At 55.6% G+C, this 17,474-nt stretch carries 13 protein-coding genes; 6 read left to right on the forward strand and 7 right to left on the reverse strand.

Annotation, left to right across the window (positions count from 1 at the left end; genetic code table 11):
- Nucleotide 1: 1 nt before the first annotated feature.
- The gene (locus tag ACQE3D_RS20095) at nt 2-628 is read right to left on the reverse strand and encodes a hypothetical protein (protein ID WP_313730729.1); all 627 of its coding nucleotides are present in this window, start codon (nt 626-628) and stop codon (nt 2-4) included.
- Nucleotides 625-2,385, reverse strand: coding sequence for a VWA domain-containing protein (locus ACQE3D_RS20100; protein ID WP_313730728.1), 1,761 nt, complete (start codon nt 2,383-2,385; stop codon nt 625-627). Before ACQE3D_RS20100 ends, ACQE3D_RS20095 begins: the two co-directional genes overlap by 4 nt.
- 129 nt (nt 2,386-2,514) lie before the next feature.
- Here ACQE3D_RS20100 and ACQE3D_RS20105 point away from each other — a divergent pair, with 129 nt between their 5' ends.
- Nucleotides 2,515-3,687 (forward strand): phosphoglycerate kinase, encoded by a 1,173-nt coding sequence (locus ACQE3D_RS20105; RefSeq protein ID WP_071160548.1) that lies wholly within the window; start codon nt 2,515-2,517, stop codon nt 3,685-3,687.
- A gap of 54 nt (nt 3,688-3,741) precedes the next feature.
- On the opposite strand, the gene ACQE3D_RS20110 is transcribed toward ACQE3D_RS20105, so the two are convergent.
- Entirely contained in the window at nt 3,742-4,515 is a 774-nt protein-coding gene (locus tag ACQE3D_RS20110) for a hypothetical protein (protein WP_313730726.1), read from the reverse strand.
- Nucleotides 4,516-4,523: 8 nt separating this feature from the next.
- Nucleotides 4,524-5,405 (reverse strand): Hsp33 family molecular chaperone HslO, encoded by an 882-nt coding sequence (hslO, locus tag ACQE3D_RS20115; RefSeq protein ID WP_313730725.1) that lies wholly within the window; start codon nt 5,403-5,405, stop codon nt 4,524-4,526.
- A 77-nt stretch (nt 5,406-5,482) separates the two neighbouring features.
- Between hslO and msrA the strand changes: the two genes are divergently transcribed.
- The 3 genes from msrA to ACQE3D_RS20130 all read left to right on the forward strand — a co-directional run bounded on the left by msrA (nt 5,483) and on the right by ACQE3D_RS20130 (nt 9,166).
- Nucleotides 5,483-6,139 carry a peptide-methionine (S)-S-oxide reductase MsrA gene (msrA, locus tag ACQE3D_RS20120; RefSeq protein WP_313730724.1) on the forward strand — a complete coding sequence of 219 codons (657 nt, stop codon included), beginning with the start codon at nt 5,483-5,485 and terminating at the stop codon, nt 6,137-6,139.
- A 233-nt stretch (nt 6,140-6,372) separates the two neighbouring features.
- A complete protein-coding gene (locus ACQE3D_RS20125) occupies nt 6,373-8,226 on the forward strand; it encodes a methanol/ethanol family PQQ-dependent dehydrogenase (RefSeq protein WP_064030701.1) in 1,854 nt (617 codons plus the stop codon).
- Nucleotides 8,227-8,317: 91 nt separating this feature from the next.
- Nucleotides 8,318-9,166: a quinoprotein dehydrogenase-associated putative ABC transporter substrate-binding protein gene (locus tag ACQE3D_RS20130; protein WP_064030702.1), complete on the forward strand. Its 849-nt coding sequence runs from the start codon at nt 8,318-8,320 to the stop codon at nt 9,164-9,166.
- Here the strand turns inward: ACQE3D_RS20130 and malQ are convergent.
- From malQ to glgC, 3 genes are read right to left on the reverse strand one after another with little or no spacing between them, the layout of a single operon-like run.
- Entirely contained in the window at nt 9,163-10,668 is a 1,506-nt protein-coding gene (gene malQ, locus ACQE3D_RS20135; protein ID WP_409521129.1) for a 4-alpha-glucanotransferase, read from the reverse strand. The two genes, ACQE3D_RS20130 and malQ, sit on opposite strands and share 4 nt — an antisense overlap.
- Nucleotides 10,665-12,356 carry a glycoside hydrolase family 57 protein gene (locus ACQE3D_RS20140; protein WP_313730722.1) on the reverse strand — a complete coding sequence of 564 codons (1,692 nt, stop codon included), beginning with the start codon at nt 12,354-12,356 and terminating at the stop codon, nt 10,665-10,667. Before ACQE3D_RS20140 ends, malQ begins: the two co-directional genes overlap by 4 nt.
- On the reverse strand, nt 12,346-13,626 hold the full coding sequence (gene glgC, locus ACQE3D_RS20145; protein WP_064030704.1) for a glucose-1-phosphate adenylyltransferase: 1,281 nt from the start codon (nt 13,624-13,626) through the stop codon (nt 12,346-12,348). Before glgC ends, ACQE3D_RS20140 begins: the two co-directional genes overlap by 11 nt.
- A gap of 214 nt (nt 13,627-13,840) precedes the next feature.
- On the opposite strand from glgC, the gene glgB reads away from it, so the two are divergent.
- Together glgB and glgA are read left to right on the forward strand one after the other, a co-directional pair.
- On the forward strand, nt 13,841-16,018 hold the full coding sequence (glgB, locus tag ACQE3D_RS20150) for a 1,4-alpha-glucan branching protein GlgB (protein WP_064030705.1): 2,178 nt from the start codon (nt 13,841-13,843) through the stop codon (nt 16,016-16,018).
- Between the two features lie 13 nt (nt 16,019-16,031).
- Entirely contained in the window at nt 16,032-17,465 is a 1,434-nt protein-coding gene (glgA, locus tag ACQE3D_RS20155) for a glycogen synthase GlgA (protein ID WP_064030706.1), read from the forward strand.
- Nucleotides 17,466-17,474 lie beyond the last annotated feature (9 nt).

A 17,474-nucleotide genomic window follows, 5' to 3' on the forward strand; every position in this document is an offset into this window, starting at 1 on the left:
ACTACTCCTCTGCCTCGCCAGCGACATTGATCCGGATGCTGTGTTCGGCTTCCGCGAACACTTGCAACATTTTCTTACTGCTGTTTTCCAATTCCAGCGCCGTCTGATTGCCGCTAAACACGCGGGTATATTCGGCGGAAATTTCGTCTATGGTTTTCATCGCGGTGTCCAGCTGTCGAACCAGTTGTTGGTTGATGCGCTCCATGGCCGCCAGCTTGTCGACCTGCCCAACGGCACCGCTTGTCGGCTCGGGGTGATCGACCAATAGATTCTGGTACGGCTCGGCCAATTCGTCGATTTTTCTCTCGATGTCGGCCAGTGTCGCCAAATCCCGCTGTAAAAACAGCCTAAATATTTGCTGGAACAGGGCCCTCTCGGCTTTGAGTACCGCCGTCAGCACCGATTCGACCGTTTCGACCGGCAAACCGCAGTCTTCGCCTAGAAATTGTTCCAACCGATGTTGTTTGACCAAACTTTGCTCGTCCATTTGATCGATAAAGCGGTCGACTTCCGCCATTTCCCGGCCACGCCGGTTCCGAGACAGGAAAAACAATACTGCCATTAACAATACCAATACGACTAGGGCTTCCGCCATCAGCACCACGACGACCGAGTCGAGCTGAATCATGCCAACCTCTCCAATAACGCTTGCTGTTTGCGAAATTGCGCTTGCTTAAAGGCCCGGTAACCGAAATAACCAGTTCCGGCGATCAGCAGGTTCAACCCCAGCACAATGCCGGCAACCTGCAACCAATTGGTCTCGCTCACGGGCTCTCCATGAGCGTCCTCGCTCTCTCGCGCGGCCGCATCGCCGTGCTCCGCATCGGCCGCGACATCCGGTTCGGCCGGATGTGTCTCGGAGGCGGTCGGCTCGGCGACAAACCAACTATCGTCTATCGTGACCGGCGGCACCAACGGTTCCAACGTGTTACCGTCCTTACCGCGGGCAGTAACACTAAAGCTGACTTGTGTCGTCCCGCCGATCGGAACATCGGCCAAAACCAAGTCCCAGCGCCCGTCGTGCGCGGTCAACGCTCTGGATTCGCCGGCTTGACCCGCTCGGCCGATGCTGACGTTGACGGACATCCCGGTCGTGTCCAGGAGAGCGGTATCGGGAACCAAGGTCAGCGTGACCCGACGCGCGGCAATATCGATCTGCTTTTCGACGGCAATCGGTGCCGCCACCACTTCAAACTCATGGACGATTTCACGCCGGAAAGTCTTGCCGTCGGCCACTACCCGTAACAGATGCTTACCGAGCCCCGGATTCAGCGCATTCCAACCAAAGTAGCCCGCTTCGCCAGTCGCCGCCATATTGGTCGGCGTCTGCTGGTCCACGGTAACCTGCAAGCTCAGCATCGCGAGAAAATCCGCCCTGTCAATCAATTGGCCGCCATCGGTAAAATGCGCTTTGACGGTCAAACCCTGCTTTTCGGTTAAGAAATTCGGCAATTCGCCCAGTTGCAATTTCAAGTCGGTCACGATCATGACCCGGTTATCCGGGTCCACCTCCGCTTCCAGGCGCCATTCACCGGCGCGCGGCTCTCTGACGGTTATCAGATCGTAATTGGCGCTCTCCAGCCAGGACACGTTGCCGGAGGCGCTTTGCTTGCCGAGCTTTACGCCATCCGGCGTCCACAACAAAGTCGGCGCCGCGCCGGGCTTCTTGAACACCAGCACCGAAAACTCCTTGATGCTGGCGTCCACCTCGAAGCGATTTCCCGCCAGCGGCAGACTGTCCTTGGGCGCGGCCTTTTGCGCCATCTTAACGAAAACCCGCTGTAACTGGTCGGCCGACTCGGCGACTTCGGCCCATCCGCCGGTCTCGCCCGCCAAGCGTTGCAACAACTCCTTATCGGCTTGAGCGGACAACGCGATGGTCTCGACCTTGACCCGCATTTGCTGCAAGCGCGGTATCCATTCGCTGAGGATACGCTCGCGCGAATCGGCACTCTCCATAATGTCCTTGGAAATATCGACGAAACCATCGGTCAGTAAAATCAGATGTTTATTTCCCGTTCCCGCAAACCCACCGTCCAAGACGCTTTTTATCGCGTCCTCGATATTGGTGTAGAGTCCGCGCGAGTGAATATTCGCGGTAGCCTTGCCGGCTTGCTGTTTCCAGGCGGGTGAAACCGCGTCGCTAGCGGAAAGGACCTCGGTTTTTTCAGCGAACAAACGTAAACCGGCCTTGGCATTATCCGGTAATAAGTTGACCAGCAAACGGCTGGCTTCAATGCGCAAATTATGCGGATCGTTTTGCTTCATACTGCCGGACACGTCGATCAGCACTTGAATCTCGTCGGTCGCCGGCACTTGCGCCTGGAGACATGCGCTCCAGGCGATCAACCAGCCGATCACCGCAAAAATTAACGCTTTGGCCATGAATCTATCCGCGAAAGAGGGCAATAGATTGCAAATATAGTTCAAGCCTCCCACGGGAAGACGACTTTTATTCGGCCGGCGCCGGTTACACTTTATAATGGCGACACTATTACACACAAAGGAGAGCTTATGTCTATCAAACGAATGGTCGATCTGGATCTGGCAGGCAAGCGCGTGTTGATCCGCCAGGATTTGAACGTGCCGGTGAAGGACGGCAAAGTCACCAGCGATTTGCGCATCCAAGCCAGCGTACCGACCGTGGAAAAGGCCTTGGCCGGAGGCGCGGCGGTCATTTTGATGTCGCATCTGGGCCGTCCCACCGAAGGCGAATACGACGAAGCTTCCAGCTTGAAACCGGTCGCCGAACGTTTTTCGCAATTGCTCGGCAAACCGGTGCGGTTGGTGAAAGATTGGCTGGATGGCGTGGATGTCGCGGCCGGCGAAGTCGTGCTGTGCGAGAACGTCCGCTTTAATAAAGGCGAGAAGAAAAACAATGCCGAGCTGGGCCAAAAGATGGCCAAATTGTGCGACATCTTCGTGATGGACGCCTTCGGCACCGCCCATCGCGCCGAAGCCTCCACCCACGCCGTCGCCGAATACGCGCCTGTCGCGTGTGCCGGCCCGTTGCTGGCGGCGGAGCTAGACGCGCTGGGCAAGGCGCTGGAAACCCCGGCTCATCCGCTGGTCGCCATCGTCGGCGGCTCCAAGGTGTCCACCAAGCTGACCGTGCTGGAATCCTTGTCCACCAAGGTCGATCAATTGATCGTCGGCGGCGGCATCGCCAATACCTTCATCGCGGCGGCTGGCTATAACGTCGGCAAATCGTTGTACGAAGCCGATTTAATCGCGGAAGCTCAAAAACTGATCGCGGCCGCCAAGCAACGCGGCGCCGACATCCCGGTACCGGTTGACGTGGTCTGCGCCAAGGAATTTTCGGAATCCGCCGCGGCAACGGTCAAAGCGGTTAGCGACGTGGCGGACGACGACCTGATTTTGGACATCGGGCCGGAAACCGCCCGGCAATATGCCGACATTCTGAAAACCGCCGGCACCATCGTTTGGAACGGCCCGGTCGGCGTGTTCGAAATCGATCAATTCGGCGAAGGCACCCAATCGCTGTCGCTGGCGATTGCCGAAAGCCCGGCGTTTTCGATTGCCGGCGGCGGCGACACCCTGGCAGCCATCGACAAATATGCGATCGCCGACAAAGTGTCTTATACATCGACCGGCGGCGGCGCTTTCCTGGAATTTCTGGAAGGCAAGGAATTGCCGGCCGTGGCGATTCTGAAAACCCGCGCCTAAGCGGAAATACAGCCCCCGGCGCGACGCAGTCCTCGCTCGCGCCGGGTTAACGGTTTAAAGCCCCGCCACCTTTTTTTCGTCGTCGTCCTGGAAATTGCGGTAGTTGATCGATATTTTTAGGCCGGCAAAGCGTCCGGACATTTTGACCAGTTCGGACGTGGCCTTATCGAATGTCAGCCGGACTTCGCTCAAAGCCCGATCTTCGTAACCTTCCTCGATCTCTCTGGCATCCAAGCGGAAGTGGTATTTGTAAATTTCCTGCTTGTCTTCATTCTCAACCTCGAGCGGCTCACCCAATTGTTTGACCACGACTGCCTTTTTCGGCAATTTGGCGGCGATTTTTTCCATCTGGTCGGCCTTGGCTTTCAATTGCTGCTTTTCCTCGTTGATCTCGGCACCGCCCAACGAACGGAACGACGCTTCCAAAAACTCCGGCGGCGCAATCTGTAAAAACAGATTGGAAAATGTCCAGTCGGTGATTTTGTCTTCTTTATTAAAGGCCAGATCCAGATAAAAACTGATTTCCGGATTGATCGGCTTGCCGTCCTTGTCGATCTTGCGAAACCAATAGCGCCATTTTTTGCCATCGCCGATTCTTTCCTCGCTGCTGGCGTGCAACTTGGCCAACGACACGAAATCTTGGCTTAGCAACCTCGGCTCCTTGAAATGCACGGTGAAATCGTCTTTAGACGTCACCGCGAAATAGCGGTCGAATTCGTCCATTTGCAGATAAGTCTGATAGGCGTGCAGCCAGTGCAGGCAGCCGGTCAACGTGGAGAGCAGGCCAAAGGCCAACACTAATCGAAAAATGCGGGTGACTTTTTTCATGCGCGTCCTCAATGTCTGGTCGGCGACGGCAGGCCGCTGTCGACCGCCGAATTGTTCAGTAAATGCTCGACATCGACTTTGTCGTAGCGGTATTGGGCTCCACAGAACTGGCAATCGACTTCGATGTCGTCGCGTTCGCGCAAAATAGCCTCCAACTCGGACCGTCCCAACGCCGATAAAGTGCCGGCAATTTTTTGCCGCGAGCAACTGCATTGAAATGCCACCGGCTCGGCTTCGTATAGCCTGACCTGTTCCTCGTGAAATAAGCGATGCAAGATGTCCTCGCAGTCCAGGCCCAGCAATTCGTCGGCGGTGACGGTGCCGGCCAGGATTTCCAAACGTTCCCAATCCGCTTTGTCGGCGGATTCCCCAGGCAAGGCTTGCAGAAGCAAGCCGGCGGCATGCGTGTTACTCGCAAACAACCACAAGCGGGTATCGAGCTGCTCCGACTGCCGAAAATAAGTCGTCAGTACCTCGGCCAAACTGTCTTCGGTGAACGCGACGATGCCTTGGTAGGGTTCGCCGCTGTCGGACTCCACGGTTAACACTAGTCGGCCGCCGTTGCCGACCATTTCCCGCAACGTTTCACCGTCCACCTCGGGTTGACTGCGCACCAGCCCGCGAATCCGCCGCTCGTTGCTGGATTGGGCGACCAGCGCGCGCAGATCGCCGCCACCCTGAACCTGCAAAATCATCGCGCCCTTAAACTTAATGGTCGCCGACAATAGCACCACCGCCGCCAGTGCCTGTCCAAACTGAGCGTCGACCGCGTCGTTCGGCAAAGACTGATGCTGCTTAGCATCTTGCAAGCTGTGTTGCAACCTGACCCATACGCCGCGCGCACCGGCTTCTTCAAATAGAAACCGCCTTAAACAATCTTGTTGTGTCATATCGTTCCGAAACCTATCCAAATCGAGACGGGATTATAATCCCCGCCATGCTTCGATTCGACCACGGGATGTCCACCATGTCTATTCTGTTTAAAAAATCCGCAATGCCCAGCCCTGAACAAGCCTTACCCGGCCGCCGCAATCCGATTGCCAGCGGCAGTAAGCATCACGTCAGCGGCAACGGCTACCACCCACCGTTTCCGGCATCCATGCAACAAGCCGTCTTTGGTCTGGGCTGTTTTTGGGGCGCCGAGCGAAAATTCTGGCAACAGGCCGGCGTGCATGTGACGGCGGTCGGCTATGCCGGCGGATTCACCCCCAACCCCACCTACCAGGAACTCTGTACCGGCATGACCGGTCACGCCGAAGTCGTTTTGGTGGTATTCGATCCGGCCCTACTCGATTACCGCCACTTGCTCCAGGTTTTCTGGGAATCGCATGACCCGACGCAAGGTATGCGCCAGGGCAACGACGTTGGCACCCAATATCGTTCGACCATTTACTGCTACACCGAACAGCAACTCGCCGAAGCGCTGGCCAGCCAACAACAATACCAACAACGCCTTAGCGCGGCCGGCCTCGGCTCGATCACGACGGAAATCGCCCCGGCACCGACCTTCTACTATGCCGAGGAAGAGCACCAGCAGTACTTGGCCAAAAACCCGGACGGTTATTGCGGTTTAGGGGGATGCGGAATTTCCTTCGCGGAACCGCTCGATGTACGAAAAAGCTAAGGCATTATCAGGCTTGATATTATTCCCGCCAACCGGGATTCCCAGAGTTTTTCCGGTTGACTTTTAGGAAAAAATCCTTCAATTTACGCGCTTGGCGTGGCTTAGCCTAGGCTGTGAGCGGCCGGTAGCGGGCGTTTCGGGCAGTCATCCAAACAGAGCTTTAAAACTAATATTAGTCTTAACAACACAAAATCGTACTCTGTGTACATCCGCAGATTACCAGGAGGAAACATATGAAGAAGCCTGTAACAAACTGGCTGCTTGCTTCGACTGTAGCTACTATTCTTGCTGCACCAACTGTCTCTACCGCTAACGACGACTTAGAAAAATTAACCCAAAACCCTGCCAACTGGGCTTCTTGGGGCGGCGACTACGCCGGCACTCGTTATAGCAAACTGTCGCAAATCAACGCTCAAAACGTTAAAAATCTGCAACCGGCTTGGTCTTTCTCCACCGGCGTTCTGCGCGGTCACGAAGGCGGTCCCCTGGTTGTTAACGGCGTTCTGTACATCCATACTCCGTTCCCTAACACCGTTTACGCGATCGACCAAAAAACCAAAGCGGTCATCTGGGAATTCACCCCAACCATGGATGCCGACGTGACCATCCCTGTCATGTGCTGCGATACCGTTAACCGCGGCTTGGCTTACGGCGACGGCAAAATCTTCCTGCAGCAATCGGACACCGTACTGACCGCGCTGGATGCTAAAACCGGCAAACGTATTTGGAGCGTGCAAAACGGCGATCCGAAACTGGGCATGACCAATACCAACGCCCCTATCGTTGTTAAAGACAAAGTTCTGACCGGTATTTCCGGCGGTGAATTCGGTGTTCGCGGCTTTCTGGCGGCCTACGACATCAAAACCGGCCAATTGGCGTGGAAAGGTTACAGCATGGGTCCCGACAAGGACACTCTGATCAAACCGGGCAAATCCACCACCTGGCAAGACGGCAAAGTCACCCCTCTGGGACCTGAGTCCAGCTTGGCTACCTGGAAAGGCGACCAATGGAAAATCGGCGGCGGCACCACTTGGGGCTGGTACTCTTACGATCCTAAACTGAACTTGGTCTATTACGGTTCAGGCAACCCATCTACCTGGAACCCTGTACAACGTCCGGGCGACAACAAATGGTCCATGTCTTTGTGGGCGCGTGACGCCGACACCGGTGAAGTTAAATGGGTTTATCAAATGACCCCGCACGACGAATGGGACTACGACGGTATCAACGAAACCGTTCTGGTCGATCAAGAAGTCAAAGGCAAAATGCACAAAACCATCGTTCACTTCGACCGTAACGGCGTGGGATATACCCTGGACCGCGAAACCGGCGAATTGTTGGTTGCCGAAACCTTCGACAAATCCGTCAACTGGCTAACCCATGTCGACATGAAATCAGGCCGCCCACAAGTGGTACCTGAATTCTCTACCGAACATAACGGCGAAGACGTCAACACCGTTGGCACTTGCCCTGCAGCTTTGGGTGCGAAAAACCAACAACCGGTTTCTTACTCTCCACAAACCGGCCTGTTCTACATCTCAGGCAACCACTTGTGCATGGAGTACGAACCGTTCGAAGTTAGCTACACCGCCGGCCAACCTTACGTCGGCGCAACTCTGAACATGATGCCGGCTGGCGCCGATGTTCTGACTGGTAAAAAAGACGGCACCACTAACCTCGGCCAATTCACCGCATGGGATGCTAAAACCGGCAAAATCGCTTGGTCCAACAAAGAGCAATTCTCTGTTTGGTCAGGCTCTGTTGCTACCGCGGGCGGGGTCGTATTCTACGGCACCCTGGAAGGTTACCTGAAAGCGGTTGATGCCAAAACCGGTAAAGAATTGTACAAATTCAAAACCCCATCCGGCATCATCGGTAACGTTAATACCTGGGAATTCGAAGGCAAACAATATGTTGGCGTTCTGTCAGGTATCGGCGGCTGGGCAGGTATCGGTATCGCGGCCGGTCTGGACGACGGCTCCTCATCAACCAACTCGGAAGGTTTGGGCGCGGTGGGTGCGTACAGAAGCTTAGGCTCCTACACCAAATTGGGTGGTACACTCACTGTGTTCGCCCTGCCTAACTAAGATCCAACCTTAAGATCCGCGTTAAGCAAGCCTTGGCCGAGCAATCGGCCAAGGCTTTTTTGTGGCTTCATGAAAACGAAGGAAGAAGACTATGACTTACAATCGATGCGTAGCCGCGCTGGCACTGAGCTGCGCGGCCGTTACCGGCCAAGCCGACGAGAATAAATTTCGGGTTTGTGCCGACCCGCTGAATCCCCCTTATTCCACCAAGGAACTTAGCGGCTACGAAAATAAAATCGCGGCCCTCTTCGCCAAACAACTGGGTCAGGAATTGGAGTTCACTTGGTTTCCGGAACGGATGGGCTTTGTCCGCAACACCTTGAAAGCCGAAAACGACAACGGCCAGGGTTTTAAATGCGACGTGATCATGGGCGTGCCGGCGGGTTTCGATTTGACCGATACCACCAAACCCTATTTTCATTCGACTTATGTGTTGTTGATCGCCAAAGGCCGAGGCTGGGACGATATCCACGACCCGATGCAACTAACGCAACTGCCGTTGGAAAAGCAGGAAAAGCTGAAAATTGCGATGTTCGACCGTGGCCCCGGCACCGAATGGTTGCAACGCAACGGCTTGCTGGAATACGGCGTTCCTTATCAAAGCATGACCGGCGACGGCGAACACAATACGGCGATGCAAATTGAAGCCGATCTGAGCACCGGCAAGATCGATATGGTGATTTTGTGGGGACCGATGGCCGGCTACGTTCAATCGAAAAACCCGAAGAACCAGTATATCGCCATTCCGATGCAGTCCACGCCGGGCATGCGCTTCGATTTCTCAATCGCGATGGGCGTGCGACAAGGCGACAGCAAGCGCAAACAACTTTTGAACGACCTGATTGCCAAGAACTTCGATGAAATTCAGCAAATCATTGCCGGCTACCGGATTCCGTTATCGCCGATTCCCAGCACTCCCGCCAAGCAAGACAACGACTAACGCGGACCTCGGCCGAACAAGCGTATCAAGTGTTCGAAATGACCGGCTTTGTCGCCGGTTAATTGCGACCAATCGAAACGCCAGCGCCAGTTACCCTCGGTGGTACCTGGCGTATTCATCCGGTCGGCGGAGCCAAGTTTCAAAATATCCTGCATCGGGATAATAGCCAAGTTGGCTACCGAGCCCAACGCGGCGTGAATTAAGGCACTAGGCATCGGCAGACTGGACCAGCCCAAATAGTCGTATATGCGCTGCTTGTCGGTATCGTTAAGCGCGTCGAACCAGCCTTGGGTGGTGTCGTTGTCGTGCGTACCGGTGTAGACCACGCAGTTACGCCGGTAATTGCAAGGCAAATAGGGATTGCAAGCGTCGTCGCCGAATGCGAACTGCAAAATTTTCATACCGGGCAAATTAAAATCGTCGCGCAAGGCTTCTACTTCGGGGGTGATGATACCCAAGTCCTCGGCGACCAAGGTTAAAGCCGGAAAATGCTGCTGAATCGCCGCCAACAGCTCGCCACCAGGCGCCGTCACCCAGCGACCGTTGACCGCGGTGTCTTCGCTGGCCGGGATTTCCCAAGCCGCTTCCAAGCCCCGAAAATGATCGATCCGCAAAATATCGAACATTTCATACTGCGCTTCTATCCGATCCAGCCACCATTTGAAGCCGGTCTTTTTCAGGTAGACCCAGTTGTAATGCGGATTGCCCCAACGTTGCCCGAACTCGGAAAAATAATCCGGCGGCACGCCGGCCACGACATCCATTTCACCCAACGGGTTCAACTTGAAAGCTTCGCGGTTGGCCCAGACGTCGGCACTGTCGTAGGACACGAAAATCGGAATATCGCCGAACATCAGCACGCCTTTGCTGGAAGCATAAGCCTTTAGCTCGTCCCATTGCTTGAAAAACACATACTGCTCGAACTTGATGCCTTCGATGACCGCCTTCAACAACTGCCGGGACTCGCTCAAGGCATCCGGCTTACGTTGCTTAAGACCATCCGGCCATTCGTTCCAACTTTTGTGTCCGAACACGTTGCGTAGCGCTATGAACAGCGCAAAGTCGTCCAGCCAACTCGACTTGTCCTGGCAAAACTGCTTGAAATCCTGCTGGGCCGATACATCCGCCAGCACTTGAAAACCGTAAAACGCCTTAGTCACCAGACAGCTTTTGCTCAATTCACCATGACCGGAGCAATCGTTGCAGCGGTCCGCCAGTTGCAGCCAACCTCTATCCACCAACCAGTCAATACTGATCAAGGCCGGGTTTCCGGCATGAGCCGATAAACATTGATAAGGAGAACCATCGCCATGCGGCATGCCTAACGGTAGAGTTTGCCAGATCGTGGCGCCGACATCGTGCAGAAAGTTGACGAAGTTGAACGCTTCCGACCCCAAGTCGCCGCACTCGCCATGCCCCGGTAACGAAGTGATATGCAGCAAAACACCCGCGCGACGTCTATCCAAGCCAACCCCCAAAAACCGTTTTTCGAATTCGTTCAAAGTTCATTACCGCGCCGCATTGCGCCGCCCATCGCCGGACTACCGCTGCCTTGAGTGAAGGATAAGGCTAAATAGCCGGGCGGTTCCTCGCCCAAGAGCCGATACAAATTGGTTAAATTCAATCGGTACTGCTTTTCGAAATCGCTGACCGCCTCGCCGGGATTGTAGTCACCGAACCACCAAAACCAATCGGACCCTTCGCACACCGCCAACTGTACTCGCGCCTTTTCCTGCTGTTGATCGGACAAGCGGCCATCCTGCACCGCGTTGTCGAACGCCTGCTTGACGTCCCCCAACATATCCCAGCCGCAGTTTTTATCGGCGTCGCCGATCCAGGTCGAGAACGTGCCGTAAACCCAACTGCCTGCCACCAGACGCGGCAATGGCTGTACTTGAGCTTCGGCACCTTGCAGGTATTCCGAAAACGTCGTCAACTCTATCCGGGGATGTTCGCCGAGCCGGCGATACAAAGCGCTCAAAAAATGATAGCCGTTATCCGGAAAATACTCCCAGGCATTTTCACCGTCCATGATAATCGAAACCAACGGCGGCCGAGCCTCGTAATCCGCAATATTTTCCAGATGCTGAATCAGGTCGGCCACGGCATCGTCGGCATGCCATTTGGAATATTCGAAGCCAATCAGATCGGACAAACCGTCGTCCCGAAAAAAGCACACCGTGCTGGCCGATGCCAACCGGAACGCTTGATGCACGCTAGTTTTACCGGCCAGGTCGGAGGCCCGCAAGCTATTGTGCAAGACATTACCGCCGCTGGCGGCCCAGTGAAAACCGAACTCGCCGAGTATCGCCAGCGTACGCTCGCTGACGCCACCTTCGGATGGCCAACAACCGCGCGGTTCGAAACCGAAAAAGTGTCGAAAGGTGTTGATCCCCTTCCGCAAGTGCCAGCATACGCGCTCTTCACCGCCGGGGTAATTCGGCAATTTAGGCAAGGCCACATCCTGCATCGCCTCTCGGGCGCTGGCGATATCCAACATCAACGGCATGATGGGATGCGCGTATGGCGTCACCGATAATTCGATACGGCCCTTACGGGCTAATGCCTTATAGCGATAAATCACTTTAGACAACAAGTCGCCGATCACCTCGACGATTTCTATCCGGTCGTGCAACGTGAACGCCGCGCCTTTTTCGATCAAGCGTTTGATCCGGCTGTCCGTCAACTTGACGGTTTCGCCCATCCAGATCAAGTGATACCAAACCAGGATATCGGAAACGAATTGGGCGTTGACATATTTAATGGCGTCCTGATGCCCGAGAATCCAATCGGCCATGTCGATCAATTTGCGGAAGGCCGGATAGCGGTCGATTTGGCGTTCGCGGTTAGCTTTTTTACAATCGCGCAGCAGCTTCAGACGTTTGTCCGGGTCGGCCGACGCCGTCGGCTCGACCAACGCGGCCAACAACGGATCCTTCATAGCGATCCGATCATGCAAATAGCCGGTCACCTGATTAGAATAATCTTCGATTTGCTCCAGCAAAATCGGCGCGAAATTGACAACCGCCTTAGCCGACGGAGCCGCCTCCAAATGGGCGACCATATCGACGTAATCCTTGATGACGTGCAGATAAGTCCACGGCAATTTGAATTCGCCGCTCTGCGTGTCGCGGTACTCCGGCTGGTGCATATGCCAGCACAGCACCAGCTTGAGTTTTTTACCGGACATAATGCCGTCTTTGACCGAGCATCTCCGGCGTCACCAACACCACACCGCCCTCGCTGACATAAAAGCGCTTTTCGTCGTCGGCGCGGTTCTCGCCGATCACGGTGCCTTCCGGCACTTGGCAGCCCTTCTCGATAATTGCCTTGTCGATCCGGCAATGCCGGCCGATGTTGACTTCCGGTAGCACCACCGAATCCTTGACGGTCGTATACGAGTTGACGCGCACCTGCGAAAACAACAGCGAATGGCGCACCGTTGCCCCGGAAATCACGCAACCGCCGGACACCATCGAATCGATCGCCGCGCCCCGTCTATCGTCGTCGTCGAACACGAACTTGGCCGGCGGCGTTTGCGCCTGATAGGTCCAAATCGGCCAAGTGTTGTCGTACAGGTTCAAGTCCGGCTTGACGCCGATCAATTCCATATTGGCGGCCCAGTAGGCGTCTATGGTTCCGACGTCTCGCCAATAACTTTGCTGACCGCTTTGCAAATCCAGGAAGGGATAGGCATACACCCGATATTTATCGATGACGGCCGGAATAATGTCCTTACCGAAATCGCGGCTGGAGGCTTTGGTGTCGGCGTCCTTGATTAATTGCTCGAACAAAAAGCGGGCGTTGAAAATATAGATACCCATCGACGCCAATGCGGTATTGTCGCGACCCGGCATCGCCGGCGGGTTATCCGGTTTCTCGACAAAGGATTTAACCCGGCGCTCGTCGTCGACATGCATCACGCCGAAGGCCTTGGCATCTTCCAACGACACTTCGATGCAACCGATCGTCAAGTCGGCTTTGTTGGCGACGTGATCGGCCAGCATCACCGAATAATCCATTTTATAAATGTGGTCGCCGGCCAAGACCAACACGAACTCGGGATTTCGCGCCCGCAAAATATCAATGTTTTGATAGATGGCGTCGGCGGTTCCCTGGTACCAGGAATGTTCGTCATGGCGCTGCTGAGCGGGCATCAAATCGACGTACTCGCCGAATTCGCCGCGTAAAAAACCCCAGCCTTGTTGAATGTGGCGAATCAGCGAGTCGGCTTTGTATTGCGTCAAAATGCCAATCTTGCGGATATCCGAATTGATGCAATTGGACAGCGGAAAGTCGATGATCCGGAACTTGCCGCCGAACGGCACCGCCGGCTTCGCGCGCCAATCGGTCATGTCCTTAAGTCGCGATCCCCGGCCACCAGCCAAAATCAAGGCTATGGTGTTACGGGTCAAATCGTTGACCCGTCTTTCCTGTAGATTTGTATCGACGACTGACATGAGCATCCTCTAAGAAAAAATAAGCGACACCGATGGCCGCCCGGGATGGGCATATCGGCGGATTTGTCGGCATGGCACTTGCCGCGTCCGAGCATTATCGTTACTCTTCGCGAAAAAGTAAAAGCCAAGCGATTTGTTACCGAGTAGTCTATCCTGCCTGGCATGGCTGTCCCTGCCAACCATCTAACAAAACTATAACCGAAGGCGTTGCATCATGAACAAGCCAAGCCCATCCCTGCCGCTCGATCCGGAAATCGTCAAAATCATCGAGGCCAGACATCACGACCCCTTTTCCGTCCTGGGTCGCCACGGCCAGGACCGCGATACCGTCGTCCGAGTGTTTCTACCCTACGCCGAAAGCGTGAGTCTGGCCGCCGACGGCGGCGATTTCGTAAGACTACCGGATACCGACGTATTCGAATACCGCCCCGGCACCGGCGACGTTCCGAAGCATTACCAATTGGCCTGGACCGACAAGGACGGCAACGATCACCTCCAATACGATCCCTATTGTTTCGGCCCGGTGCTGCCTGAATTCGACCAACACTTGTTCGCGGAAGGCCGCCATTGGCACATCTATCAAAAACTCGGCGGTCACCGCCAAAGCGTGGCTGGGATAGACGGCGTGTCTTTCTCGGTCTGGGCGCCCAACGCGCAACGCGTCAGCGTCGTCGGCGACTTCAACCGCTGGGACGGCCGCTGCCATCCGATGCGCAGCTTGGGCGGCAGCGGAATCTGGGAAATCTTTATCCCCGGTTTAACCGTGGGCTGCCTGTACAAATTCGAAATCATCAATCGTAATTCCGGGGAATTGCTGGTCAAAACCGACCCCTACGGCCAGCAATTCGAATTCCGTCCGCAAACTGCCGCGATCGTGGTCGATGAAGATCGTTACGTCTGGCACGACGGCGAATGGATGGACCAGCGCGCCCAACATGACTGGCTGCACCAACCGATGTCGATCTATGAGGTGCATTTGGGCTCGTGGCGACGCGACCAGCGCGGCAATTTTCTGAACTATCGCGATTTGGCCGAGCAATTGGTCGATTACGTCAAAGCGTTGGGCTTTACCCATATCGAGTTACTGCCGATCACCGAACACCCGCTCGATGCGTCCTGGGGGTATCAAACCACCGGCTATTTCGCGCCCACCAGCCGCCACGGCACGCCGGACGACTTCCGCTATTTCATCGACCACTGCCACCAAAACGGCATAGGCGTGATTCTGGATTGGGTGCCGGCCCACTTTCCCAAGGACGCCTTCGCGCTGGCCCGCTTCGACGGCACGGCCCTGTATGAGCACGAGGACCCACGCAAGGGCGAACACCGCGACTGGGGCACCTTGATCTACAACTACAGCCGCAACGAAGTGAAAAACTTCCTGCTGTCCAGCGCCTTCTTCTGGCTGGAAGAATTCCACCTGGACGGCCTGCGCGTCGATGCGGTGGCCTCGATGCTGTATCTAGACTATTCGCGCGAAGCCAACGACTGGATTCCCAATATGTACGGCGGCAACGAGAACCTGGAAGCGATCGACTTCCTCCGCCACATGAATACCGTCACCCACGAGCAACACCCCGGCACCGTCGTGATGGCCGAGGAGTCCACGTCCTGGCCGCAAGTCACCCGGCCGACCTGGACCGGCGGCTTGGGCTTCTCGATGAAATGGAACATGGGCTGGATGCACGACATCCTGTGCTACATGCAACAGCAACCCATCCACCGCGCCTACCACCACGACCAACTGACCTTCGGCTTGCTGTACGCGTTTACCGAAAACTTCATCCTGCCGTTTTCGCACGACGAAGTGGTACACGGCAAACAGTCGATGCTGAACAAAATGCCGGGCGACGAATGGCAGCGTTTCGCCAATCTGCGCCTGCTCTATACGATGATGTTCACCTATCCCGGCAAAAAACTGTTGTTCATGGGCAGCGAGTTCGGCCAAGGTACCGAATGGAGTTTCAATCGCACGCTGGACTGGTACGTACTGGACTACGCCCACCATGCCGGTCTGCAAACCCTGGTCAAGGACCTGAACCGCCTCTATACCAGCCATCCGGCCCTATACCGCTTCGATTTCGAGCACGCCGGCTTCGAATGGATAGACTGCCACGATTACCAACAGTCCATTATCAGCTACCGGCGTAAATCGGCCCACGAAGAGCTGATCGTGATTCTGAACTTCACCCCGGTGCCGCGCGAACGTTACCGAATCGGCGTGCCGCAACCCGGTACCTACGTCGAAATCTTTAACTCGGATTCTCACTATTACGACGGCAGCAACACCGGTAACGGCAGCGTACTGTCCGAGCCGCAGCCCTGGATGGGGATGGAGCATTCGATCTCCGTCACTCTCCCGCCGTTAGCCGGCATCATATTAAAAATGTAAACCTGTTTAAGCGATGAAGAAAATTTTGTTCGCCACCAGCGAAACCCATCCACTGATCAAAACCGGCGGCCTGGCCGATGTCGCCGGCAGCCTGCCGCTGGCCCTCGGCGAGCTGGAGCAGGACGTGCGTATCATCATGCCCAACTACCAAGCGATCCGCAATTGCGAACCGGGCCGTTACCTGTGCACGGTCAAGGTCAACAATTGCGACGTCAATCTGCTGGAAACCTGGCTGCCCGGCAGCCAGATTCCGGTCTGGCTGGTCGATTACCCGCCGTTCTTTAAAGTACCGGGCAACCCCTACGTCGACGATAACGGCATGCCTTGGCCGAATATCGGCGACCGCTTCGCGCTGTTCTGCCGTATCGTCGCCGAAGTGGCAATGAACCGCGCCTACCTGGACTGGCAACCCGACATCGTGCATTGCAACGATTGGCAAACCGGTCTGGTGCCGGCTCTGCTATCGCTGGAACACCAACATCCGGCCAGCGTATTCACGATCCACAATATGGCCTATCAAGGCCTGTTTCCAGCCACCGCGTTTACGTTGCTGAACCTGCCCGGCCAACTCTGGCACCCGGAGGGTCTGGAGTACCATGGGATGTTGTCGTTCATCAAGGGCGGCTTGGCCTACGCGGAGCGCATCACTACCGTCAGCCCAACCTATGCCCAGGAAATCCAAACGCCGGAATTTGGTTACGGTCTGGAGGGTCTGTTGGCGCATAAGCAATCGCAATTGAGCGGTATTCTAAACGGCATCGATACCGAAGTCTGGAATCCGGCGATCGATCCGCACATCGCCCAGACCTACGGCATGAAGACCCTGAACGACAAAGCCGCCAACAAAATCGCATTGCAGCAACAAATGAACCTGCCCGTCGACGCCGAACTCCCGGTATTCGGTTTGATCGGCCGGCTGGTCGAACAAAAAGGCATCGATCTGATTCTGGCCGGCTTGCCGGAATTGTTGGAACTACCGGCCCAATTCGTTTTCCTGGGCAGCGGCGACAAGAGCAACGAATACCGCCTGATGGAATTCGCCCGCCTGTATCCGGAAAAAGTCGCGGTAACGATAGGCTACAACGAGCCGCTAGCTCACCAGATCGAAGCGGGCGCCGACATTTTCCTGATGCCGTCGCGCTTCGAGCCTTGCGGCTTAAACCAAATGTACAGTCAACGCTATGGCACGATCCCTATCGTCCGCAAAACCGGCGGCTTGGCCGATACCGTCGTCGACACATTGCCGGAAAGCATCGCCAACGGCACCGCGACCGGTTTCGTGTTTAACGACACGTCGGCGGCGACACTGACCGAAGCGATCAAACGTTGCCTAGTGATGTTCCGACACAAGAAAGATTGGCGGCAGTTGCAGCGCAACGCGATGAGCCGGGATTTTTCTTGGCAAAGTAGCGCCCAACGCTATCTTGCGCTGTACGATGAAATTTAGCGGGCCGAC

The organism is Methylomonas sp. MS20, from assembly GCF_050275925.1.
GTDB classification, from domain to species: domain Bacteria; phylum Pseudomonadota; class Gammaproteobacteria; order Methylococcales; family Methylomonadaceae; genus Methylomonas; species Methylomonas koyamae_A.